Genomic DNA, 22,308 nt, shown 5'->3' on the forward strand with positions numbered 1-22,308 from the left:
CGTGTTACATGGCAATTTCGCCAGACGACGGAGGAAAGTGATGTTTGCACGAATTACCCAATATAAAATGAAGCCCGGTACGCGCGAGGCGGCGACGGCGAAGATGAATGAATTGAAATCCGACATCATGGGTATGCCCGGCATGCACAGCTTTACCAATGTGATGAACGAGGATGGTTCGGGCTATGTGATCTCGGTGGTCGAAAGCGAGGCGACCTCGAACGCGAATGCGCCCAAAGTGGCCGAGCTGTGGGGCCATTTCGCCGAATTCATGGAAGGCCCACCGACGCCGGTTGGGTACGACGTGATTGCCCATTGGGATAAGGGGTAACGGTTCGGGCGGGGATAGACCCGCCCTTTCTTTTAGTTGGAGAGAACAGCGCTTTGGACCTCACACGCGCTGGGCAGGGTGTTCGCGTTCGTCATAGCAGCCGTTTGGAATCACAACTTGCGATTTAAAACGTGGAGGAGGGTGGAGCGAGGCGCAAATGCGGAGTGTGGGGTAGCGATTAGGATGGAGTAATAACCGATCATGCGTATTGTTTGCTTGGTAGTGACGGGTTGGAAATCCAACCTACACTTGCTTACGAATTCTGGACCAAGAAGTTCTCGTGGAAGCCGCTTAACGTTTTAACTCGCTCAATAAAGCTGTTGAACAGATCCACCAAAACAGGACGTTCTTGATACAATCCCAAAAAACAAATGAACTCCGAAACAGCGGCAACAGAGTGAATTGCATTTACTTCCAAGAATTGAGGCCGGGGAATTTTAAAGCTTGTCTTGGCAACAAAACGGTCCCCTTTAGGTTCAAGATGATGTTGGTACAAATCCCCCCAGTTTCCGTGGACTATCTGTGAGCCTCCGCCGAAAACCGCATCATAAGCCTGACCAAAGCCGATAGCTTTCGCTCTTTTGTAAAGGCTACTGTTTTGCCAATCCCTCATTCGATTTGCGGGCAAGTCTTTTTTCTCTAGCTGAGACATTCGAAACGTTCTTTCAATTGAGCGACGCATACGGTCTTCAATCGGCAGCGAATTCCCGTCCCGTTCTGCCACGTTTTTGTCGATGGTGTCTAAAAGCTTACCTTCGTGTTGCAGCGAGTAGGCTACAAAATTATCAAAGTTCGCCTGCTCTGGATTTCTCATCAAAAATATGGAGTTAACCGTTGTCTCGAAATGCAATCTTGAAAGGATGAATGCAGTCTCAAGCCGGTGCTTGCAAGTTTGATCCAGTATGGCATCAATTAGCTTGTAGAGCCGTACCAAGCTTCCGCCGATTATTGCCTCGTTTCTCGTCCAGCCATCTTGACCACTTGGGTAAATTGATGCCGCTGTTATTAAGTAGCTTCCCGCTTCAATCAGCAGGTCAACGCACACACCAACGAATTCGCTCTCCGAATCGAAAGCTAAGATTTTCTCTTCTAGAATTTCGGTTGGTTTTATTTCGGCAAAGTGCGCTAGGATTTCTTCATTAATAGGCAATGTTACTTTACCTCTTCCGCCTCTTCACATTCCCGCCCCGCTGCCCCGGCCGTCCAGCCGTTGACCGTCCGCGCGATTTAACCGCGTCCTCCGAGGCTTTTTCCACCGCCCATTGGCGGGCCATGGGGTCGTCGGCGATGGCCAGATCGACCGCTTCCAGGCGTTTGATTTCATCCCGGATGTTGGCGGCCTCTTCGAATTCCAGGTTCTCGGCGGCTTTGCGCATCTGGTCGCGCAGCCCGTTCAGGTGCGCCTCGAGGTTGGCGCCGTGCATCGGTTTGTCGATGGTGGCGGTGACGCGGTTCATGTCCACGTCGCCCTCATACAGCCCGGCCAGAACATCCTCGACATTCTTCTTCACCGTCTCGGGTGTGATACCGTGTTCCTTGTTATAGGCCATCTGCTTGGCGCGGCGGCGGTCGGTTTCGGCCAGCGCGCGTTCCATCGAACCGGTGATCTTGTCGGCATACATGATCACCCGGCCTTCGGCATTGCGCGCGGCACGGCCGATGGTCTGAACCAGCGAGGTCTCGGACCGCAAAAAGCCTTCCTTGTCGGCGTCCAGAATGGCGACCAGCCCGCATTCGGGGATGTCGAGCCCTTCACGCAGCAGGTTGATGCCGACCAGCACGTCGAAGGCGCCCAGACGCAGGTCGCGCAGAATCTCGATCCGTTCCAGCGTGTCGATATCGGAATGCATGTAGCGGACCTTGATGCCCTGTTCGTGCAGGTATTCGGTCAGGTCCTCGGCCATGCGTTTGGTCAGCGTCGTGACCAATGTGCGATAGCCATCGGCGGCGACCTTGCGCACCTCGTCCAGCAGGTCGTCGACCTGCATCGACACGGGGCGGATTTCGACCTGCGGGTCCAGCAGGCCGGTGGGGCGGATCACCTGTTCGGTGAAGACGCCGCCTGTCTGGTCCAGCTCCCACGCGGCGGGGGTGGCCGAGACGAAGACGGATTGCGGGCGCATGGCATCCCATTCCTCGAACTTCAGGGGCCGGTTGTCCATGCAGGACGGCAGGCGGAACCCGTGTTCGGCCAGCGTGAACTTGCGCCGGTAGTCGCCCCGGTACATGCCGCCGATCTGCGGCACGCTGACATGGGATTCGTCGGCAAAGACGATGGCGTTGTCGGGGATGAATTCGAACAGGGTCGGGGGCGGCTCGCCCGGTGCGCGGCCGGTCAGATAGCGCGAATAGTTCTCGATCCCGTTGCAGACGCCGGTGGCCTCGAGCATTTCCAGATCGAAATTGGTGCGCTGTTCCAGCCGCTGCGCCTCGAGCAGTTTGCCTTCGCCGACCAGCTGGTCGAGGCGCGTCCGCAGTTCTTTTTTGATCCCGATGATGGCCTGCTGCATCGTCGGTTTCGGCGTCACGTAGTGGGAGTTCGCATAGACCCGGATATGGTCCATCGTGTCGGTTTTTTCGCCGGTCAGCGGGTCGAATTCGATGACCTGTTCCAGTTCCTCGCCGAAGAAGGACAGCTTCCAGGCGCGGTCTTCGAGGTGGGCGGGCCAGATTTCCAAGCTGTCGCCCCGCACCCGGAACGAGCCGCGCTGAAACCCCTGATCGTTGCGACGGTATTGCTGGGCCACCAGATCGGCCATCACCTGCCGCTGGTCGTATTCGTGACCGACCTTCAGATCCTGCGTCATCGCCCCGTAGGTTTCGACCGAGCCGATACCGTAGATGCAGCTGACCGAGGCGACGATGATCACGTCATCGCGTTCCAGCAACGCCCGCGTGGCCGAGTGGCGCATCCGGTCGATCTGTTCGTTGATCTGGGATTCTTTTTCTATGTAGGTGTCAGAGCGCGGCACATAGGCTTCGGGTTGGTAATAGTCGTAATAGGACACGAAATATTCCACCGAGTTTTCGGGGAAGAAGCCCTTGAACTCACCATATAGCTGCGCCGCCAATGTCTTGTTGGGGGCGAGGATGATGGCCGGACGCTGGGTTTCTTCAATCACCTTGGCCATGGTGAAGGTCTTGCCCGTCCCGGTCGCGCCCAGCAGCACTTGATCGCGTTCCCCGTCCAGCACGCCGCCCGCCAGTTCCTTGATCGCCGTGGGCTGATCGCCCGCCGGATTGAATTCGGTATGCATCACGAATTGCTTGCCGCCTTCCAGTTTCAGACGCGCGCGCACGTCTTCGGTGGTCAGTTGGGTCTTGTCGGAATGGGCGTAAGGCATTGGTAGGCTCCAGGCGTCAGGCCCTTACATTTGTTCTTATTTTGTCCAACTGCAAGGGCCGATCCGGATTCATTGCCCGCTATGCGGTCTGAGGCCGTGCGACGGGTGAGACGGCGTGTTGTTCTTGCGTATGTTTGGCGAGACCCTATTCCGACCTGATGACAGTTTCTGGCATGAGTTCGCAGGCGAGGGCCGCGACAATTGCAATCTTGCCCCCGGGCGCGCTCTGACGCATAAACGGGCTCAGCCAAGTGAGTACGGAGAGGCGACATGCGCGCACGGATCTACCAGCCCGCAAGAAATGCGATGACCTCGGGGATGGCCAAGACCCGCAAATGGGTTCTGGAATACGCCCCAGCCTCGGCGCGCGAGGTTGATCCGCTGATGGGCTGGACGTCGTCCAGTGACACGCAGGCTCAGGTACGCCTGAAGTTCGACACGCGGGAAGAGGCGCTGGATTATGCCAAGGCCCACGGTATCGATGCGCAGGTCAGCGAGCCGCACAAGCGCAAGCCCAATCTGCGCGCGCGGGGCTATGGCGAGAATTTCGCAACCGACCGGCGTGGCCCCTGGACGCACTGAATGATCGAAATCCGCGAGGCTGACCCGACATCGGACGTATTGCGCCCGATTGTCGAGGCGCATTTTGCCCATGGCGAAACGGCGGGACCTGCGGAAAGCAACCACACGATGGACGCCAAAGCACTGGCTGCCCCGGGGGTGCGGTTCTGGGCCATTTTTGACGGACAGCAGCCATTGGGATGCGGTGCGCTGAAAGCGCTGCCCGATGGAACCGCCGAAGTAAAATCAGTGCATATTCTGGCGCAGGCAAGAGGGCGCGGGCTGGCGCGCGTGCTGATGGTGCATCTGGCTGAACAGGCTGGCGCAGAGGGTTGCGAGGCTTTGGTTCTTGAGACCGGGGCGAGCCATCTTCGCGAATATGAAGCCGCCCGCAAGCTGTATGAGTCGCTGGGATATTCCTATTGCGGGCCTATCTTTGGGTATGTTGACGATCCCAACAGCGCATTCATGCGCTTGCCTCTTGAACCCCGCGGGTAAAAACCGCAAGAAGGGCGCAGCGGTCCCTTAGCTCAACTGGATAGAGCAGCTGACTTCTAATCAGCAGGTTGAGGGTTCGAGTCCTTCAGGGATCGCCATTGTCAAACCAGATCAATACCGGACATGCGCCTGCTTTGGTCGGCGCGTCGTGATTTTGTGGCTGTTTGGTGTGGTATGAGGGGCTGGACGAGGGGGTCATGCCAGCCCCTCTAAGGGGGTCACAGAGTGGTAGTACGTGTTCCTTACGTACAATCTAACGTGATTCACCGTGCGGCGATATTGGGGGATTCCCGTAGGCTGGTATTTGCGCGGAAATATGCGTGTCAGGCAGCGCAATCCTGTTGAGACCAGACCGGTTTTTTGCGCGGTATTCGTGTTGAGGCTGTGGGAACCGCTGGCAAAACCGGGGGCGATGCAAAAAAATATATTGCAACCGGTTGCAAAGAAAATCATTGTTACGCACAACAACAAGATTCGGGAGAGCTGCATGTTGAGCGTCGGATTGCTGGGTGCCGGGCGTATCGGGCGCGTTCATGCGCAGGCCATATCTTCCCATCCGGGAAGCAGGCTGTGTGCGGTATCCGATGCGCTGCCCGAGGCGGCGAACAGCCTCGCGGATGAATATGGGGCCGAGGCACGCAGTTCAGAAGAAATTATCGCTGATCCCGAAATTGACGCGGTTCTGATTGCAACGCCGACGGATACGCATTCCGACCTGATCGAGGCGGCCACGGGCGCTGGCAAAGCCGTTCTGTGCGAAAAGCCCGTCGATCTGAGCCTTCAGAGGGCACAGGACTGTCTGAAAGCCGTCGCGGGGCGCGGCAAACCTGTCATGATCGGGTTTAACCGGCGGTTCGATCCTAATTTTGCAGCTTTGAAGGCCAGTTTGGACGCAGGTGAAATCGGCAAGGCCGAACTGTTGTCGATCACGTCATTTGACCCGGCCCCGCCACCGGTCAGCTATGTAAAAGTGTCCGGTGGACTGTTTCGGGACATGATGATCCACGATTTCGACATGGCGAACTTTCTGATGGGGGATGTGCCCCAGACCGTCACGGCGGTGGGATCGTCGCTTGTGGATGCAGAGATCGGCGCGGCAGGCGATGTGGACACGGCTGTGGTCACAATGACTTACGCAGACGGCCGGATTGCGGTCATCAAGAACTCGCGCCGGGCGGCCTATGGGTATGATCAGCGGGTCGAGTTGCTGGGTTCGGAAGGGTTGTTGCAGGCGCATAACATGCTGGAAAACACCGTCGTGAAATCGACGGCGGATGGCGTTGTGGGCGCAAAGCCGACTTATTTCTTTCTGGAACGCTATATGCCGGCCTACCGCGTTGAATGGGCCGCATTTGTTGATGCTGTCGGCGGCGGTTCCGACGTTCCCGTCACGTTGCAGGATGGTGTGGCGGCGCTGGCAATGGCCGAGGCCGCGACCCTGTCAGCGCAGACGGGAAAGCCCGTTCGAATGGAGGAAATTTTGAAACCGGTTGCAAAATGACCGAAATTCTTCAAACTAAAGACAGCTCGGCTTTGCGCCGCAGCCACTGAGATTCGGCACTGCCGGATGATTGGGGCCGGTACCCCAGCAGAAGATCAGACTGAACCAATGGGAGGAAACTGAAATGAAGAAATTCGTTAAGGGTGCACTTGCCGCGGGGGCACTGGCCCTGGCTACGCCCGCACTTGCGCAGGACATCGTGGTCGTATCGCATGGCCAGGCCAATGACGCATTCTGGAACGTCGTGAAGAACGGTGTTGAACAGGCTGGCAAGGACGTCGGTGTGAATGTGGAATACCGCGCGCCGGAAACTTTCGACATGGTGGCCATGTCGCAGCTGATCGACGCTGCCGTGAACCAGGAACCCGATGGCCTGATCGTTTCGATCCCGGATGCGGATGCGCTTGGCCCGTCAATCGAACGTGCCGTTGCCGCAGGCATCCCGGTGATCTCGATCAACTCGGGGTCGGATGTGTCGAAACAGCTGGGTGCGTTGCTGCACGTGGGTCAGGACGAGTTTGACGCAGGTAAAGCTGCGGGCGAACAACTGGCTTCGATGGGGGGCAAAACCGCGATCTGCGTGAACCACGAAGTGGGCAACGTTGCGCTGGACCTGCGCTGTGCAGGTTTCGCGGAAGGCTTTGGCGGTAATGTCGAAGTTCTGCCGACCTCGAACGACCCGTCGGAAATCGAGTCTAAAGTTGCGGCTGCTCTGGCTGCAAACGAAGCCGTCGATACGGTCATGGCGCTGGGTGCAAGCTCGGCCGGTGAGCCGACTGTTGCCGCTGTCAAAGCGTCGGGCCGTGACGTGAATGTTGCATCTTTCGACCTGTCGGCCAACTTCTTGCAATCGATTGCGGATGGCGACGCGGCCTTTGCCATCGACCAGCAGCAGTATCTGCAAGGGTACCTGTCGGTGAACTTCATGGGCCTGCACGCCAAATACGGCCTGATGCCCGGTGGTAATGTTCCTTCGGGTCCGAACCTGATCACTCAGGACAAGGCCGCGCAGGTGATCGAGCTGTCCGCGCAGGGCATCCGCTGATCCATACCGCAACCTGAACAAAACGGGGCGGCGCGGTGGCGCCGTTCCCACCCAAGTGGGAGGAAACGATGAGTGACTCAGCGCAAATCGCCGGGGACGAAAGGGTCAAGAAAGAACCTTTCATGACCAAGCTCATGAAACGGCCCGAACTCGGTGCGATGGCGGGCGTCGTTCTGGTGGTCATCTTCTTTGCCATCACAGCAGACGATTCGATGTTTACCCTGGCCGGGGTCATGAACTTCATGACACCTGCGGCACAGCTGGGCATTCTGGCAATCGGTGCGGCCCTTTTGATGATCGGTGGCGAGTTTGATTTGTCCATCGGTTCAATGGTGGCGTTCGCGGGCCTGTTTTTCGGCGTCTGTGTGGTAACATGGCAGTTGCCACTGATCGTTGCGATCCCCATGACATTTGTATTCGCGGCATTCGTCGGGGCAGTGAACGGCAATATCGTCATAAGATCCGGCCTGCCGTCCTTTATCGTGACACTGGCTTTCCTGTTCATTCTGCGGGGTCTGTCGTTGGTTGGCCTCAAGGCGGCGACCGGAGGGTCGACACAGTTGCGCGGTGTGCGTGACGTGGTTGAAAACGACTGGCTGGCACCGTTCTTTTCGGGCGAAGCCTTTGGCAGCTTGTTTACCTGGCTGGCGGCCAACGGCATGATTGACACCTTCAAAAGCGGGGCACCCAAGGTACCCGGTGTTCCGGTCGAAATCCTGTGGTTCATCGTGCTGGCATTGGCAGCCACCTACGTGTTGCTGCGAACCCCTGCCGGAAACTGGATTTTCGCGGCGGGCGGTGACAGCACTGCGGCATCGAACTCAGGTGTTCCCGTGAGCAAAATCAAGGTGTCCCTGTTCATGCTGACCGCCTGCTGTGCTGCACTGGTGGCCATCATTACAGTGATCGACGCGGGCTCGACCGACGCACGGCGCGGTTTCCAGAAAGAATTCGAGGCGATCATCGCCGCCGTGATCGGGGGTTGCCTGCTGACGGGCGGATATGGCTCGGCCATCGGGGCGTTCTTTGGGTCGATCATCTTTGGCATGGTTGTCATCGGACTGACCTATACGGATTTCGATCAGGACTGGTTCCAGGTGTTCCTGGGCGCAATGCTGCTGATTGCCGTTCTGTTCAACAACGCGATCCGCAAACGCGTAACCGGGGAGCGCTGATATGACCGAAGATACCAAGTTCCACCACGGCGATGCGGCGGGTGATCAGGCCCCCATCGTGGAAATGAAGGATATCGAAAAGCACTTTGGCAACATCATCGCATTGGCGGGTGTCAGTTTCGACGTCAAGCCGGGTGAATGCCACTGCCTGCTGGGCGATAACGGCGCGGGTAAATCAACCTTCATCAAGACCATGTCCGGGGTACATAAACCCACCAAGGGCGAGATCTATTTCGAAGGCAAGCCGCTGCATTTCGACACCCCTCGGGATGCGATGGAGGCAGGTATCGCGACCGTGTTCCAGGACCTTGCGATGATCCCGCTGATGAGCGTCACGCGCAACTTCTTCATGGGGCGCGAGCCGACCAAGGGTAAGGGTTTGCTGAAGCGGTTCGATGTTGAACACGCGAATGAGGTCTGCATGGAAGAGATGCGCAAGATGGGCATCAACCTGCGCGGGCCGGATCAGGCGGTTGGCACCCTGTCTGGGGGGGAACGGCAGACCGTCGCCATTGCCCGCGCCGTGTACTTTGGTGCCAAGATCCTGATCCTGGACGAACCGACCTCGGCCCTGGGTGTGCGCCAGACCTCGAACGTGCTGGCCACCATCGACAAGGTGCGCAGTCAGGGCGTCGGCGTGGTGTTCATCAGCCACAACGTGCGTCATGCGCTGGCAGTGGGTGACAGGTTCACCGTTTTGAACCGGGGCAAAACGCTGGGCACAGCAACGCGTGGCGAGATCACGCCAGAGCAGTTGCAGGACCTGATGGCAGGCGGTCAGGAAATGGCCGAGCTTGAAGGATCGCTGGGCGGTACGGTTTAAAGTTCAGAACTTGGATGCCCCAATGGGGCATCCATCGGGCGGTGGCACGTGACGCCACTCTGTATTCAGGCTTTGATACAAAAGCTGGCATCTTCGCAAATGAGAAAACCCGCAGGCCGCCAAAGGCGGAGCTGAGTTGAAAGGGATCATGATGAGCAAGACAGTCCGACTGACCGCGGCGCAGGCTCTGGTGCGCTATCTGGGCGCGCAGATGAACGAGGCCGGAGAGCCCTTTATCGCAGGTGTCTGGGCGATTTTCGGCCATGGCAACGTGGCCGGTCTGGGCGAGGCGCTGCACGGTGTGAAAGACAGCCTGCCCACCTATCGCGGTCACAATGAACAAACCATGGCGCATTGCGCGATTGCCTATGCCAAGCAGTTGGGGCGCAGGCGGGCGATGGCGGTCACTTCGTCCATCGGGCCGGGGGCCACCAACATGGTCACCGCTGCGGCGCTGGCCCATGTGAACCGCCTGCCGGTTTTGTTGCTGCCCGGCGACGTGTTTGCCACGCGTGGTCCCGACCCGGTTTTGCAGCAACCCGAAGTGTTCTCGGACGGAACCATCAGCGCAAATGACTGTTTCAGACCGGTCAGCCGGTATTTCGACCGCATCACGCGGCCGGAACATCTGCTGACGGCTCTGCCGCGTGCCTTCCGCACCATGACCGACCCGGCTGATTGCGGTCCGGTGACGCTGGCCTTTTGTCAGGATGTGCAGGCCGAGGCTTATGATTATCCGGTTAGCTTTTTTGAGCCGCGCGTCTGGTATCAGCGCCGCATTCGCCCGGATGAGGGTGAGCTGGCGCGTGCCGTGGCCGCGATTAAGGCAGCCAAGCGCCCTGTGATCGTGGCCGGGGGCGGTGTGCATTATTCGGACGCGACCGCCGCGTTGCAGCGCTTTGCCGAGGCACACAACGTGCCGGTGGCCGAGACGCAGGCCGGTAAGTCCGCGCTGGCCTGGGATCACCCCCTGAACCTTGGTCCGATTGGCGTCACCGGCGGTGAGCCTGCCAATGATATCTGCGCCGAGGCGGATCTGGTGCTGGGCGTCGGCACCCGGTTTCAGGACTTCACCACCGGGTCTTGGGGATTGTTCGCAAACCCCGAGCGGGAGTTGATCAGCCTGAACACCGCCGCCTATGACGCGGCAAAGCACGGCGCGATGCCGCTGCAGGCTGACGCCCGCGTAGGGCTTGGTGAACTGAGCGGTGCGTTGGGCGGTTACCGCGCGCCTGATATGCCTGCAACGCTGAAACCCGAGTGGTTTGCCAAGGTCGACGCATTGACCGACGCGCCGGTGGACAGCAATGCGCTGCCCACGGACATGCAGGTGATTGGTGCCGTGCAGCGGGCGGCCAATGAAAACACCGTTGCCATGTGTGCCGCAGGCACGATGCCGGGTGAGCTGCACAAGCTGTGGAAGGCACCGCGCCCCGGTGCCTATCACATGGAATATGGCTTCAGCTGCATGGGGTATGAGATCGCCGGTGCCATGGGCATCAAGATGGCCCAGCCCGACCGCGACGTGATCTGCTTTACCGGTGACGGCACATATATGATGGCGAACTCGGAAATGGCGACGGCGGCGATGATGGGGATTTCGTTCACCGTTGTGGTCACCGACAATCGCGGCTTTGGCTGCATCAACCGTTTGCAGATAGGAACCGGCGGGGCCGAGTTTAACAACCTGCTGGATCACGCAATCGGCGGTGAAAATTCGGTGATCGACTTTGCCAAACATGCCGAAGCAATGGGGGCGACGGCGGTCAAGGTCAGCTCGATCGCCGAGCTTGAGGAGGCACTGGCCAAACGTGGCGAGGTCAAAGGCCCCTATGTGGTGGTGATCGACACCGATCCCTACCCATCGACCGAATATGGTGGAACGTGGTGGGAAGTGGCGGTGCCCGAGGTCAGCATCCGTCCGGAAGTAAACGAAAAACGTGCGGCCTATGAGGTCGCCATCAAGGAAAGAAACACGAAATGAGCGTGAAGATCGGTATCTCTCCGATTGCCTGGCAGAATGACGATTTGCCGGACCTGACCGCAGCCTACACGATGGAGCAGGCGCTGAAAGAAGCGCGCGAGATCGGCTATACCGGTGTTGAGCGCGGCCAGCGGATGCCCGGCGACACCGAAGGGTTGCGCGCCTATCTGGATGCCAGTGACATCGCGCTGTGTGGCGGCTGGTGTTCGGGCAGTACTCTGGTCAATGACCTTGAGGCCGAAATCGCCATCGTGCGTGAACAGGTGGAACAGTTTGTTGCCCTGAACAGCCCCTGCATCGTTTACGCCGAGTGTTCAAATACCGTTCAGGGGCAGATCGGAACGCCGGTCAATGACCGCCCGAAGCTGTCCAAAGACGATGTGTTGGCCTATGCGGGCAAACTGACCGAGCTTGCCAAATGGATGGCAGATCAGGGTATGCCGATGGCCTATCACCATCACATGGGCACGATCATCGAAAGCGAAGAGGATGTGAACTGGTTGATGGAGGGTTCCGGCCCCGAATTGAGCTTGTGCTTCGATACGGGCCATCTGCTGTTTGGTGGCGGCGACGTGATGGCCACACTGAACCGTTGGGGCGACCGTGTGCACCATGTCCACTTCAAGGATATCCGCCCGGACATCGTGCGGGACACGCGCGAGAACAATCGCAGCTTTCTGGATGCGGTGATCGCCGGCGCGTTCACCGTGCCGGGTGATGGGTGCATCGACTTTCAGGCCGTAGCCAACGCGTTGAAAGCAATGGATTACAGCGGCTGGATCGTGGTCGAGGCCGAGCAGGACCCCGCCAAGGCGCCGCCCTATGAGTACTCCAAATTGGGCTATGACCACATCGTCGAGGTTTGCGGCAAGGCAGGGTTGGAGATCACCGTTTAATCACCGCCCCTCGGGGCAACACCGAAGCCATGAAAGAGGAGTTTGTCATGGTACATCAAGAACTTGGATACGTCGGCTATTTTGACCGGGAATCCTGCGATCTGGATGAGTTCAAGGTGTTGACCTCGCAAAACCTGACAACCGGTGCGGTGCCTCATGCCGCATCGGTGCAAAAGAACGTTCCGATCTATGATATGCACGCCCTGCGCCCGGCGCTGGAGAATGCGGATCAAAGAAAAGAACTGCTGGCAGAATGGGCAGGCGTGTTGGACAAATCTGCGGGTGTGATCGTTCTAAAAGGCGCATTTGCGGATACGTCCGTGATCGACCGGGCGACCGCTGTGTTCCATCAGATCATCGAGGAAGAACGTCAGGGCGGGGCCGGGGAAGGTGACCACTTCGCGGCCTCGGGCGCGAATGACCGGATATGGAACGCATTGCAGAAACAGTGCTTGCGCGATCCCGAGGGCTTTGCGCTCTATTTCGGGAATGTGGCCATTGCAGCGGCTTGCGAGGCGTGGTTGGGGCCGAACTATCAAATGACCGCGCAAATCAATCAGGTGCGCCCCGGCGGCAAGGCACAGCAGGCGCATCGGGATTATCATCTGGGCTTTCAAACCGCCGACAGCGCCGCCCGGTATCCGGCCCATGCCCATCTGGTGACGGCTTCGCTGACCTTGCAGGGGGCGGTTGCGCATTGCGATATGCCCGTGGAAAGCGGCCCAACCAAACTGCTGCCGTTTTCGCAGCTTTATGCGCCGGGATATCTCGCCTTCCATGACGCGGCACACCGGGCGTTTTTCGAAGAGAACTACATTCAGTTGCCCCTTGAAAAGGGGGATGCGGTGTTCTTCAACCCGGCGCTGTTCCACGCTGCCGGGGAAAACAGCAGTGCGGATATTCAGCGGATGGCGAACCTGTTGCAGGTCTCATCCGCTTTTGGCCGCGCGATGGAGATGGTTGACCGGCAGTCCATGTCGCAGACGGTGTTTCCGTCGCTGGTCACCCTGAAACAACGTGGGGCGCTGAGTGCGGCAGAGCTGAATGCGGCGATTGCCGCAACGGCTGAGGGCTATCCGTTCCCGACCAATCTGGACACCGACCCGTCGATTGGTGGCAACGCGCCTGAAAGCCAGGCCGACATATTGCACCGGGCCGTATCGGAAGGGTGGGCCGAGGCCCGACTGTCCGAGGCGCTTTCGGCCCTGCAAGCGCGGCAAGCGGCCTGAGGGCGATACAGGCGGGCCGTTTAGGCCCGCCCAATAAGGAGAACAAGAATGGCAGACCTGCTGAAGAAGCCTATTGGAACCCGTGGCAAGGTACATGACATAACCCCGGACAGTGCCGGATGGCGATATGTGGGTTTTGGACTGTATCATCTGCAAGCGGGCGACAGGGCGGCCGAGGCGACAGGAGACCGCGAAGTCATTCTGGTGATGGTCGAAGGCAAGGCGCGGATCACCGGGGCCGGGCAGGACTGGGGCGTATTGGGCGGTCGGATGAACGTGTTCGAAAAGACGCCGCCGCATAGCCTGTATCTGCCCAACGGAACCGAGTGGGAGGCTGTGGCGGAAACCGATTGTGTTGTGGCGGTCTGCTCGGCCCCGGGCAAGGGCGGCCACAAAGCGCGCCGGATCGGGCCGGATGGCATCACGCTGACCGAACGCGGCAAGGGTGTGAATACGCGATATATCAACAATATAGCGATGGAGAACGAGGATTGTGCTGACAGTCTTCTGGTGACCGAAGTCTTTACGCCCAATGGGCACTGGTCCTCTTACCCCAGTCATCGACATGATGAGGATGATTTTCCCCGCATCACCTATCTGGAAGAAACATATTATCACCGCCTCAACCCGGCCAACGGGTTCGGAATTCAGCGGGTCTATACCGATGACGGCCAGTTGGATGAGACGATGGCCGTCTCCGATGGCGATGTTGTGATCGTTCCGCGTGGCCATCACCCTTGCGGCGCGCCCTATGGGTTTGAGATGTATTACCTGAACGTCATGGCGGGCCCCCTGCGCAAATGGCGGTTTGCCCTGGCCCCCGAGGTCGAATGGATCATGGAGCGTGACGGATGAGCCAAGACTTCGCCAATTACCCAAGCCTTGCGGGCAAAAAGGTTATCATCACGGGCGGGGCCGGGGGGATTGGTGCGGAAACCGTTCGCGCCTTTGCGGCACAAGGGGCGAAGGTCGGGTTTCTGGATATCAATGCGGATGCGGGCCTTGCTCTGCTGGCGGAACTGGACGGTGAACACGCCTTTGCGCGATGCGACCTGCGCGATATCGAAGCAATGCGGGCTGCGCTGGAGCAACTGGTCGAGGAGCTGGGCGAGGCGGATGTGCTGGTCAACAACGCTGCCCAGGATGACCGCCACGACTGGCGCGAGGTGACGCCGGACTATTGGGATGAGCGGATGGCGACCAATATCCGCCATATGTTCTTTGCCATTCAGGCAGTGGCCCCGGGTATGATCGCCAAGGGCGCAGGTTCGATCGTCAATATCGGATCGAATTCGTGGTGGGAGGCCGGGGCAGGTTTTCCGGCCTATGCCACCGCGAAATCGGCGGTGCACGGCCTGACGCGCACCATGGCGCGCGAATTGGGCGATCACCGCATTCGTGTGAACACGGTTGTGCCGGGCTGGATCATGACCGACCGCCAGAAAGACCTGTGGGTCACGCCCGAGGCGCTGGCCAAACAGGTCGACCGCCAATGCCTGCCCGATCCGATTGAGCCTGTCTATGTCGCGCGCATGGTGCTGTTTCTGGCCTCGGACGACGCCGCCATGTGCAGCGCGGGCAACTTCATGGTCGAGGGCGGTTCGATCTGAAGGCGAAAGCGCGCGTTAGCGTTGCGGGGGTGCACCAAAGGCACGGATGACCATGCGCGCGGCAGCTTCGACCGGGTTGTGGGTTTCTTTCAGGATGGTCACGCGGTCAAAGCGTTCGGGATCGCGATTGACAGCGTCTCGCAGGGCATTGCCGAAGGCCATGCGCAGCTCGGTCCCGATGTTGAATTTGCAGATCGAGGTTTCGCGGGACAGCTTCATGCGTTGATCTACCGGCACGCCCGACCCGCCATGAATGACCAGAGGCACTGTGGTCAAGGCGTCGATCTCGGCGATGCGGGCTTCGTCCAGACCGCCTTCCTTGTTTTGTTGCAGGTGGACGTTGCCGACCGATATCGCCATCGCATCCACACCGCTTTCACGTGCGAACTGGGCCGCTTCTGCCGGGTCGGTGCCGTTCGATCCTTCACCGCCCGAGTACCCGACAAAACCAATCTCGCCTTCGCAGGAAATCCCTGCCGTATGCGCCATCTCGGCAATTGCGGCAGTTTCATCGATGTTTTGCCGCAGGGGCTTGCGCGATCCGTCGAACATCAGGGACGTAAAACCGCTGTCGAGCGCGATCTTGCAGTCTTCGAACGTGTAGCCGTGATCCAGATGCGCAACGACGGGCACCGAGGCGTTTTCCGCCAGATACCGGAACATCTTGCCCAGTACGGGTAGCGGAGTGTGGTCGCGGCAGCTGGGTCCGGCTTGCAGGATCACGGGCGCATTCTCGGCCTCGGCCGCGGCCACATAGGCGCGCATATCTTCCCAGCCGAGTGTGACCAGCCCGCCCACGGCATAGCCCTGTTCATAAGCGGGTTGCAGGACGTCTTTCAGTGTCACGAGGGTCATTTGAATTTCGCAATCATGTCTTTGATGCCGGGAATGGTCTCGATCTGATAGGCATGTGTGGGCTGGAAATACTGCACCAGAGAACGCTGGGTCAGGCCGCCGAGGATGGTGAAATAATACATCTCGTACCCCGGCAAAACGCAGCAGGGGTGATAACCCTTGTCGATGCAAACGGTCGATCCATCCACGATGTGATAGGCGTCGCCCGGCTGGTTATCTTCGCGCTGAAGCATCTGTAGACCCGAGCCCCAGTTGGGCTTGAACCGGAAGTTATAGGTCTCGTCGTGACGGGTCTCGTCCGGCAGGCGGTTGGTGTCGTGCTTGTGGCTGGGAAAGCCCGACCAGCCGCCCTGACCGACGGTGAACAGCTCACTCACTAGCAGGCGGCCGACCTTGTCGTGTTGCTTTTGGCCAAGGATGTGTTTGATCTTGCGGTGAGTTTTGGTGTCGTCGCTGCCATATTGCACAAGGTCGTGTTCGCGCACATCGAACGGGTCCAGCACCTTGTCGTATTTCGCACCGGCAATAAACACCTCGGCCGCGTCAGAAACGCAGACCATCTGTACCTTTGCGCCGACAGGCACGTAGGCGCCCTCGGGCTCGCCATCCCAGACGTCTTCGCCCCGGTTGCCCAGCCTGGGGAAGGAAACGCCTTCGACATCCACATCAACGCTGCCGGTTGCAGGGACGATGCAGGTCTCGTAGCCCGGCACCTGGTATTCGAACGCCTCGCCTTTTTTCAGTTTGACGATGTTGAAATAGTTCAGCGGAACGGTCGGATCACCGGCGTCAACGATGGGCTTGTTCTGATTGTCATAGGGCGCGATATGCATGGGATACTCCTATGTGGTCGGACCGGGGTGAGAGGCGAGGAACGCGTTCAGTTCGGGGGTCGTGGGCATGGCGGGGGCGCAGCCGGGTTTGGAAACGACAATGGATGCGCAGGCGGACCCGCGCATCACCGAGTCTTTCAGCGCGTGCCCCGCCGCGATCGAAGCCAGAAGCCCTGCCATGAAACTGTCACCAGCCCCGACGGGCTTGATGGCGTCGACTGGGTAGATCCCGGTTTTGATTTCCTGCCCATCCGCCAGCGTGACGGCGCCTTTTTCGCCCATCTTGTAAATGACTACCCGGCCCGGTTTTCTGGCTAGGTCCTGTGCCTTGGCAAAGCCCTTTTCCATGCCGCCGGCCATGAACCCGAACTCTTCATCATTGCCGACAATCAGGTCACTGGCTTCGCCCGCACGGGACAGAACGTCAGCGGCAATTTCTGGCGATGGCCAGCTGTAGGGGCGGTAATCAACATCGAAAATGATCGGAAGACCAGCTTTGCGCGCGTTTTCAAACCCTCGGAACGTGGCGCTGCGCGAGGGTTCGGATGCAAAGACGGTGCCAGCCGAGATCAGGGCCGAGAAGGATGTGTAATCAACCCTGTCCATATCCGCGTCGGTAACCTGAAAATCGACCGCGCCGTTGCGGTAGATGACATTCTGAAAGTTCTCAGTCCGGCTTTCATACAGGGCCAGAGAGGTGCGATACTCACCCCCCAACACGCGGATATAAGCGGTGTCTACCCCGTAATGTTGCAACCGGTTGAGGCAGAACCGACCAATTGCATCGTCCGAGATGGAGGTGATCAAGGATGCCTGACTGCCCAGCTTGACCAGACCGGCACAGATATTCGCGGACGAGCCGCCAAGATCGGCATGGAACGTATCGGCCTCTTCGCTTTTGACACCGATCGGGTCTGCGTAAAGGTCCATACCCGCACGCCCCAGAACGGCAAAGCGGTTTCCTTTGATACCCTCCATCAAAGCGCTCACGTCATATCCTCCGGCAAAGTGGGGTGGGCAAAGTTTGGACCTTGCGTTGAATCGATTCACACGATACTGATTTTGCAACCGGTTGCAAACACAATGTGCGAGGCCATGGCAGATGCCTGAAATCGGAGTGGGAATCGTGGGTGGCGGTTATATGGGCAAGGCCCATTCCGTTGCCATGTCGGCCGTCGGTGCGGTGTTCAACACGGCGTTGCGCCCCCGGCTCGAGGTCATCTGCGCGTCGAGCCCGGACAGTGCCGAACGCTACCGGGCGGCCTATGGATTTCAGAGGGCGACCGATGACTGGCGCATCTTGGTTGAAGACCCCAGGGTCGAAGCAATCGTGATCGCCTCGCCTCAGTCAACACATCGTCAGATCGCCGAAGCGGCTTTTGCCTTGGGCAAACCGGTCTTGTGCGAGAAACCATTGGGCGCATCGCTTGAAGACAGTCGGGCGATGGTTGCCGCAGCTGAGGCTTCGGGAGCGGTGAACATGGTGGGGTTCAACTATATCCGCACACCCGCCAGCCAATATGCCCGCCAGTTAATTGCCGATGGCGCGATTGGTGACATCACTTGGTTCCGGGGCGAACATACCGAGGATTTCTATGCCGATCCGCAGGCCCCGGCCACCTGGCGCACAACCGGTAGGGCCAACGGCACAATCGGCGATCTTGCCCCGCATATGGTCAACGGCGCATTAGCGCTGATCGGGCCCATTGCGCAGGTGATGGCCGATGTTGAGACCGTTCACAAAACCCGCCCCGGTGGTGAGGTAACAAATGACGATCATGCCCAGATGATGTGTCGGTTTGAAAACGGGGTGATGGGAAACCTGTATTTCAGCCGCGTCGCGACGGGCCGGAAAATGGGCTATGCCTATGAAATATCAGGCACAAAAGGCGCGATCCGGTTCGATCAGGAGGACCAGAACGCGCTGTGGCTGTACAAGCGCGAAGGGCCCGAAGCCGCGCGCGGGTTCACCAAGATCCTGACCGGCCCAGCACACCCGGATTATGAGCCCTTCTGTCAGGGTCCGGGTCACGGAACCGGCTATCAGGATCAGATCATCATCGAGGCCAAGGACTTTTTACAGGCCATCCACACCGGCGAGGCGATCTGGCCCACGTTCCGCGACGGGCATGAGGTCAACCGCGTGCTGGCCGCCGCGCTGGCCTCGTCCGATCAGCGGCAATGGCAGGACATCAGCGATTTCTGATCGCTCTATGTGACAATTCCAATGAGAGACAATGACCATGGCTAAGTTGAGATGGGGCATGATCGGGGGTGGTGAAGGCAGCCAGATTGGTCCGGCACACCGCCTTGGGGCGCAGGCGGACGGGTTGTTCGAATTTGCTGCTGGCGCGCTGGATCACCGGCCCGACGTGGGCCGCGAATACGCGCAGCGATTGGGGGTTGCTGCCGATCGCGCCTATGGCGACTGGCAAGAGATGCTGGCGGGTGAAAAAGACCGAGAGGATCGGATTGATCTGGTAACCATCGCGACACCCAATTCGACCCATTTCGAGATTACCAAGGCGTATCTTGAGGCAGGCTTTAACGTTTTGTGCGAAAAGCCGATGACCATGACCGTTGAAGAGGGAGAAGAGATTGTGCGCGTGGCCGAAGCCTCGGGCAGGATCTGCGCGGTGAACTACTGTTACTCTGCCTATCCGATGGTGCGTCAGGCCCGCGCGATGGTGCGCGCAGGTGAAATCGGCAAGGTGCGTCTGGTGGTGACCAATTTCAGCCACGGTCATCATGGCGACGCCACAGATGCGGATAACCCGCGCGTACGCTGGCGCTATGACCCTGCGATGGCCGGGGTGTCGGGGCAGTTTGCCGATTGCGGTATCCATGCATTGCACATGGCCAGTTTCATCTGTGACGATCAGGTGAAAACCCTGTCTGCCGACATGGCCTCAACCATCACCAGCCGTGAGTTGGAAGATGATGCAATGATCAATTTCCGGATGGAGGGCGGCACGGTTGGGCGCCTGTGGACATCTTCGGTGGCGATCGGGCGGCAACATGGCTTTGACATTCAGGTCTTTGGCGAAACCGGTGGGCTGCGCTGGGCATCCGAACAGCCCAACCAGTTGATCTATACTCCGGTCGGCGGGCGTACTCAGATCATCGAAAAGGGTGAGGGCGGTTTGCACGACGAGGTGCAACGCCTGTCTCGGGTCGCTATCGCGCACCCCGAAGGGTTCCCGCTGGCCGTCGCCAATATCTATTGCGATCTGGCGGATGCAATCCGCGGAGAAAGGCGCGACGGTCTGCCCGGTGCGGCAGATGGGCTGCGGTCCATTGCAGCCGTTCACGCGGCTGTTGCGTCGGGCAAGGCTGATGGCGCGTGGCGGGATGCGCGGCCGCCGATGTTTTGCTGATCAGGGGCGGGGCCGCAATGTGCCCCGTTCGATCACGCGGCAGGGGAAAATGCGGGCCTCGGGATAGCGCTGAGGCTCTTTCAGCATCTCGACAACCAGATCGACGGATGAGGTGATGATCTGCTTGATCGGCTGGTGGATCGTTGTCAGGTTAACGCTTTCCCAGCGCGACATTTCCATGTCGTTCAGTCCGATAATTCCAATGTCCTGACCGGGTTTCAGCCCGTGATCAGCCAGTGCGGACAATGCGCCTACAGACAGGATGTCATCGCCGCAGAAATACGCTTCGGACGGGGTGTTGGCCAACAGGCGCAACATTTCGGCTCGGCCTGCCTCGAAGGAATAAGCCCCCGCGAAACAATGGCTTACTTCGATATCGGGATGATCTGCCAGTTCTTCCATGAACCCGCGATACCGGTCGAGTGCCGAGGTTGCATCTTCAGGCCCGCCCAGATAGCCGACACGCCTGTATCCGCGCGCCAAAAGCTCTCGCGCGGCCATGCGCCCGCATTCGACGTTGTCGATTCCCACCACATGCACTTCGGGCGAGGTGGCCGAGCGCCCGAACGTGTGCACCACCGGTACGCCCGCATCGTGGAACGCCTTGGCAAAGCTGGGCGGCAGCGTCGAAGAGGCAACGATGGCCGCGTCAACCGAATACTGGCGCAGCATGCGGACCGAGTTTGCGGGCTCGGTCTCGTCCGTCAGGTTCACGATCAAAGGGCGTAGCCCGCGTTCCTGCAAGGCGCGGGTAAACTGATCGAACACCTCAAGAAAAATCGGGTTGTGAAAGTTGTTCGAAATCAACCCGATCAGTTTGGTGCGCCCGGTGGTCAGAGAAGAGGCGAGGGCGTTGGGACTGTAGCCAAGCTCTCGCGCGGCCTTTTCGACCTTGCTGCGTGTTTTTGCAGAGACCGAGGCACCTTCGGTAAAGGTGCGCGACACGGCAGATCGCGATACACCAGCCAAAGCGGCGACGTCTTTCAGGGTCACGCTCACGCAGTGCGGCTCCGGTCGTTGATGGTCAGAGATATCAAGGTGTTTTGCATCAGAGATTCATTATGCACCATCGCTACAAACTTGCAACCGGTTGCAATCGGCAACTGGCGGCGAAAGCCACGTGTGGTCGTTCGGTATTGTGAAAGGATGGTGGGTGATGAGAGACTCGAACTCCCGACATCTTCGGTGTAAACGAAGCGCTCTACCAACTGAGCTAATCACCCGTGACGCTGCATGTAGCCAAGCCAGCGGGCGGGCGCAAGAGGGTCTGTGAGATTTTTATTCCGCGATGGGTTGCGGATAGGAAATGCCGCCCTCAATGACGCCAGCCTCGGTGAGAATGGGCTAATGAGGCAGGTCTGCGTGGGTTTCAGGCGTGTGGTCTGGAAAAGATCAAAGGCGCTTGCAAGCGCCCTATGGCCTCCGATATGCCCGAAGAGACTGCAACTTTCCGGTTGGGAGCACACATGATCCTACCTTTCGCCTGCCGTATCTGGATGGTGGCACTGGTCCTTGGCGCATTTGTGCTGGCTCCGGTCCGGGCCGGGGCAGAAGGGGTTTTGGTTTTCGCCGCAGCCAGCCTCAAGACCGCTTTGGACGAAATCGCAACGGAATACACAGAGCGGACGGGGCAGGATGTCACCGTGTCTTACGCAGCGTCTTCGGTGCTGGCGCGGCAGATTCACCAGGGTGCACCTGCGGACATTTTCATCTCGGCCAATGCCGACTGGATGGATTTTCTGGAACAGCAGGGCTTGTTGCGGCCTGGGACACGGTCGGATTTGCTGGGCAACAGTCTGGTTCTGATCGGCGCGGCGGGGCGTCCTGTTCTGGGCGACATTTGGGTGGTTCATGACCTCAGGGCCGAGCTTGGCGAAGGCTTTCTGGCCATGGCGCTGGTCGATGCGGTGCCCGCCGGTATCTACGGCAAGGCGGCTTTGCAGGGGCTGAACCTGTGGGAGGCGGTGCAGGACCGAGTGGCACAAACCGACAATGTGCGCGCTGCGCTGGCCCTTGTGGCAACGGGTGCTGCGCCTCTGGGGATCGTCTATCGATCGGATGCGCAGGCGGAACAGCGGGTCAGTGTTGTGGCCAGTATTCCGACCGATTTGCACCCTCCGATCATCTATCCGGCGGCGATGACAGGTAATGCCACGGGTGCGGCGCGGGCTTTTCTGGATCATCTGCACAGCGATGCGGCTTTGGCTATTTTTCAGGAGCAGGGATTTTCCTTGCCGGGCGGGTGA

At 59.1% G+C, this 22,308-nt stretch carries 21 protein-coding genes and 2 tRNA genes; 16 read left to right on the forward strand and 7 right to left on the reverse strand.

The window, feature by feature from the left end; genetic code table 11:
- The first annotated feature begins 40 nt into the window (after nucleotides 1-40).
- Nucleotides 41-331 (forward strand): hypothetical protein, encoded by a 291-nt coding sequence (locus I9188_RS19035; RefSeq protein WP_209507883.1) that lies wholly within the window; start codon nucleotides 41-43, stop codon nucleotides 329-331.
- A 253-nt stretch (nucleotides 332-584) separates the two neighbouring features.
- Here I9188_RS19035 and I9188_RS19040 read toward each other — a convergent pair whose 3' ends face one another.
- Nucleotides 585-1,481: a DUF5677 domain-containing protein gene (locus I9188_RS19040; RefSeq protein ID WP_209507881.1), complete on the reverse strand. Its 897-nt coding sequence runs from the start codon at nucleotides 1,479-1,481 to the stop codon at nucleotides 585-587.
- A 7-nt stretch (nucleotides 1,482-1,488) separates the two neighbouring features.
- The gene (gene uvrB, locus I9188_RS19045; RefSeq protein WP_209507879.1) at nucleotides 1,489-3,675 is read right to left on the reverse strand and encodes an excinuclease ABC subunit UvrB; all 2,187 of its coding nucleotides are present in this window, start codon (nucleotides 3,673-3,675) and stop codon (nucleotides 1,489-1,491) included.
- 270 nt (nucleotides 3,676-3,945) lie between these two features.
- On the opposite strand from uvrB, the gene I9188_RS19050 reads away from it, so the two are divergent.
- The 12 genes from I9188_RS19050 to I9188_RS19105 all read left to right on the forward strand — a co-directional run bounded on the left by I9188_RS19050 (nucleotide 3,946) and on the right by I9188_RS19105 (nucleotide 14,997).
- Nucleotides 3,946-4,257 (forward strand): ETC complex I subunit, encoded by a 312-nt coding sequence (locus tag I9188_RS19050; protein ID WP_209507877.1) that lies wholly within the window; start codon nucleotides 3,946-3,948, stop codon nucleotides 4,255-4,257.
- Nucleotides 4,258-4,734: a GNAT family N-acetyltransferase gene (locus tag I9188_RS19055; protein WP_209507875.1), complete on the forward strand. Its 477-nt coding sequence runs from the start codon at nucleotides 4,258-4,260 to the stop codon at nucleotides 4,732-4,734.
- Between the two features lie 21 nt (nucleotides 4,735-4,755).
- Nucleotides 4,756-4,832 (forward strand) — tRNA-Arg (locus I9188_RS19060).
- Between the two features lie 389 nt (nucleotides 4,833-5,221).
- Entirely contained in the window at nucleotides 5,222-6,235 is a 1,014-nt protein-coding gene (gene iolG / locus I9188_RS19065; RefSeq protein ID WP_209507872.1) for an inositol 2-dehydrogenase, read from the forward strand.
- Between the two features lie 124 nt (nucleotides 6,236-6,359).
- On the forward strand, nucleotides 6,360-7,280 hold the full coding sequence (locus tag I9188_RS19070) for a sugar ABC transporter substrate-binding protein (RefSeq protein ID WP_209507870.1): 921 nt from the start codon (nucleotides 6,360-6,362) through the stop codon (nucleotides 7,278-7,280).
- A gap of 68 nt (nucleotides 7,281-7,348) precedes the next feature.
- Nucleotides 7,349-8,455 (forward strand): ABC transporter permease, encoded by a 1,107-nt coding sequence (locus I9188_RS19075; RefSeq protein ID WP_209507868.1) that lies wholly within the window; start codon nucleotides 7,349-7,351, stop codon nucleotides 8,453-8,455.
- 1 nt (nucleotide 8,456) lies between these two features.
- Nucleotides 8,457-9,278, forward strand: a complete 822-nt coding sequence (locus I9188_RS19080; RefSeq protein WP_209507866.1) for an ATP-binding cassette domain-containing protein — start codon at nucleotides 8,457-8,459, stop codon at nucleotides 9,276-9,278.
- A gap of 151 nt (nucleotides 9,279-9,429) precedes the next feature.
- On the forward strand, nucleotides 9,430-11,262 hold the full coding sequence (gene iolD, locus I9188_RS19085) for a 3D-(3,5/4)-trihydroxycyclohexane-1,2-dione acylhydrolase (decyclizing) (RefSeq protein WP_209507864.1): 1,833 nt from the start codon (nucleotides 9,430-9,432) through the stop codon (nucleotides 11,260-11,262).
- Nucleotides 11,259-12,158: a myo-inosose-2 dehydratase gene (gene iolE, locus I9188_RS19090; protein ID WP_209507862.1), complete on the forward strand. Its 900-nt coding sequence runs from the start codon at nucleotides 11,259-11,261 to the stop codon at nucleotides 12,156-12,158. Before iolD ends, iolE begins: the two co-directional genes overlap by 4 nt.
- Nucleotides 12,159-12,205: 47 nt before the next feature.
- Nucleotides 12,206-13,387, forward strand: a complete 1,182-nt coding sequence (locus tag I9188_RS19095) for a phytanoyl-CoA dioxygenase family protein (protein ID WP_209507860.1) — start codon at nucleotides 12,206-12,208, stop codon at nucleotides 13,385-13,387.
- A 48-nt stretch (nucleotides 13,388-13,435) separates the two neighbouring features.
- Nucleotides 13,436-14,242 (forward strand): 5-deoxy-glucuronate isomerase, encoded by an 807-nt coding sequence (gene iolB / locus I9188_RS19100; protein ID WP_209507858.1) that lies wholly within the window; start codon nucleotides 13,436-13,438, stop codon nucleotides 14,240-14,242.
- On the forward strand, nucleotides 14,239-14,997 hold the full coding sequence (locus tag I9188_RS19105) for an SDR family oxidoreductase (protein WP_209507856.1): 759 nt from the start codon (nucleotides 14,239-14,241) through the stop codon (nucleotides 14,995-14,997). Before iolB ends, I9188_RS19105 begins: the two co-directional genes overlap by 4 nt.
- 15 nt (nucleotides 14,998-15,012) lie before the next feature.
- Here I9188_RS19105 and I9188_RS19110 read toward each other — a convergent pair whose 3' ends face one another.
- From I9188_RS19110 to iolC, 3 genes are read right to left on the reverse strand one after another with little or no spacing between them, the layout of a single operon-like run.
- Complete coding sequence (locus I9188_RS19110; RefSeq protein WP_209507854.1) at nucleotides 15,013-15,852, reverse strand: class II fructose-bisphosphate aldolase; 840 nt, start codon at nucleotides 15,850-15,852, stop codon at nucleotides 15,013-15,015.
- Nucleotides 15,849-16,685 carry a 5-deoxy-glucuronate isomerase gene (locus I9188_RS19115; protein ID WP_209507850.1) on the reverse strand — a complete coding sequence of 279 codons (837 nt, stop codon included), beginning with the start codon at nucleotides 16,683-16,685 and terminating at the stop codon, nucleotides 15,849-15,851. Before I9188_RS19115 ends, I9188_RS19110 begins: the two co-directional genes overlap by 4 nt.
- A 9-nt stretch (nucleotides 16,686-16,694) precedes the next feature.
- On the reverse strand, nucleotides 16,695-17,663 hold the full coding sequence (gene iolC / locus I9188_RS19120) for a 5-dehydro-2-deoxygluconokinase (RefSeq protein WP_209507918.1): 969 nt from the start codon (nucleotides 17,661-17,663) through the stop codon (nucleotides 16,695-16,697).
- Between the two features lie 124 nt (nucleotides 17,664-17,787).
- Between iolC and I9188_RS19125 the strand changes: the two genes are divergently transcribed.
- Nucleotides 17,788-18,891: a Gfo/Idh/MocA family oxidoreductase gene (locus tag I9188_RS19125; protein WP_209507848.1), complete on the forward strand. Its 1,104-nt coding sequence runs from the start codon at nucleotides 17,788-17,790 to the stop codon at nucleotides 18,889-18,891.
- Between the two features lie 37 nt (nucleotides 18,892-18,928).
- Entirely contained in the window at nucleotides 18,929-20,062 is a 1,134-nt protein-coding gene (locus I9188_RS19130; protein WP_209507846.1) for a Gfo/Idh/MocA family oxidoreductase, read from the forward strand.
- Here I9188_RS19130 and I9188_RS19135 read toward each other — a convergent pair whose 3' ends face one another.
- Complete coding sequence (locus I9188_RS19135; RefSeq protein ID WP_209507844.1) at nucleotides 20,063-21,061, reverse strand: LacI family DNA-binding transcriptional regulator; 999 nt, start codon at nucleotides 21,059-21,061, stop codon at nucleotides 20,063-20,065.
- Between the two features lie 148 nt (nucleotides 21,062-21,209).
- Nucleotides 21,210-21,285 (reverse strand) — tRNA-Val (locus I9188_RS19140).
- 243 nt (nucleotides 21,286-21,528) lie between these two features.
- Here I9188_RS19140 and modA point away from each other — a divergent pair.
- Entirely contained in the window at nucleotides 21,529-22,308 is a 780-nt protein-coding gene (gene modA, locus I9188_RS19145; protein WP_245220726.1) for a molybdate ABC transporter substrate-binding protein, read from the forward strand.

The sequence above is a fragment of the Ruegeria sp. HKCCSA071 genome (assembly GCF_017872555.1).
GTDB lineage: Bacteria > Pseudomonadota > Alphaproteobacteria > Rhodobacterales > Rhodobacteraceae > Ruegeria.

Coding starts and splice junctions, on each gene's coding strand:
- iolB (WP_209507858.1), top strand. CDS start 13,436: ATGGCAGACCTGCTGAAGAAGCCTATTGGAACCCGTGGCAAGGTACAT.
- I9188_RS19125 (WP_209507848.1), top strand. CDS start 17,788: ATGCCTGAAATCGGAGTGGGAATCGTGGGTGGCGGTTATATGGGCAAG.
- I9188_RS19080 (WP_209507866.1), top strand. CDS start 8,457: ATGACCGAAGATACCAAGTTCCACCACGGCGATGCGGCGGGTGATCAG.
- I9188_RS19050 (WP_209507877.1), top strand. CDS start 3,946: ATGCGCGCACGGATCTACCAGCCCGCAAGAAATGCGATGACCTCGGGG.
- I9188_RS19115 (WP_209507850.1), bottom strand. CDS start 16,685: ATGCATATCGCGCCCTATGACAATCAGAACAAGCCCATCGTTGACGCC.
- I9188_RS19105 (WP_209507856.1), top strand. CDS start 14,239: ATGAGCCAAGACTTCGCCAATTACCCAAGCCTTGCGGGCAAAAAGGTT.
- I9188_RS19070 (WP_209507870.1), top strand. CDS start 6,360: ATGAAGAAATTCGTTAAGGGTGCACTTGCCGCGGGGGCACTGGCCCTG.
- I9188_RS19095 (WP_209507860.1), top strand. CDS start 12,206: ATGGTACATCAAGAACTTGGATACGTCGGCTATTTTGACCGGGAATCC.
- I9188_RS19075 (WP_209507868.1), top strand. CDS start 7,349: ATGAGTGACTCAGCGCAAATCGCCGGGGACGAAAGGGTCAAGAAAGAA.
- I9188_RS19055 (WP_209507875.1), top strand. CDS start 4,258: ATGATCGAAATCCGCGAGGCTGACCCGACATCGGACGTATTGCGCCCG.
- iolE (WP_209507862.1), top strand. CDS start 11,259: ATGAGCGTGAAGATCGGTATCTCTCCGATTGCCTGGCAGAATGACGAT.
- iolC (WP_209507918.1), bottom strand. CDS start 17,663: ATGGAGGGTATCAAAGGAAACCGCTTTGCCGTTCTGGGGCGTGCGGGT.
- I9188_RS19035 (WP_209507883.1), top strand. CDS start 41: ATGTTTGCACGAATTACCCAATATAAAATGAAGCCCGGTACGCGCGAG.
- iolD (WP_209507864.1), top strand. CDS start 9,430: ATGAGCAAGACAGTCCGACTGACCGCGGCGCAGGCTCTGGTGCGCTAT.
- uvrB (WP_209507879.1), bottom strand. CDS start 3,675: ATGCCTTACGCCCATTCCGACAAGACCCAACTGACCACCGAAGACGTG.
- iolG (WP_209507872.1), top strand. CDS start 5,222: ATGTTGAGCGTCGGATTGCTGGGTGCCGGGCGTATCGGGCGCGTTCAT.
- I9188_RS19110 (WP_209507854.1), bottom strand. CDS start 15,852: ATGACCCTCGTGACACTGAAAGACGTCCTGCAACCCGCTTATGAACAG.
- modA (WP_245220726.1), top strand. CDS start 21,529: ATGATCCTACCTTTCGCCTGCCGTATCTGGATGGTGGCACTGGTCCTT.
- I9188_RS19130 (WP_209507846.1), top strand. CDS start 18,929: ATGGCTAAGTTGAGATGGGGCATGATCGGGGGTGGTGAAGGCAGCCAG.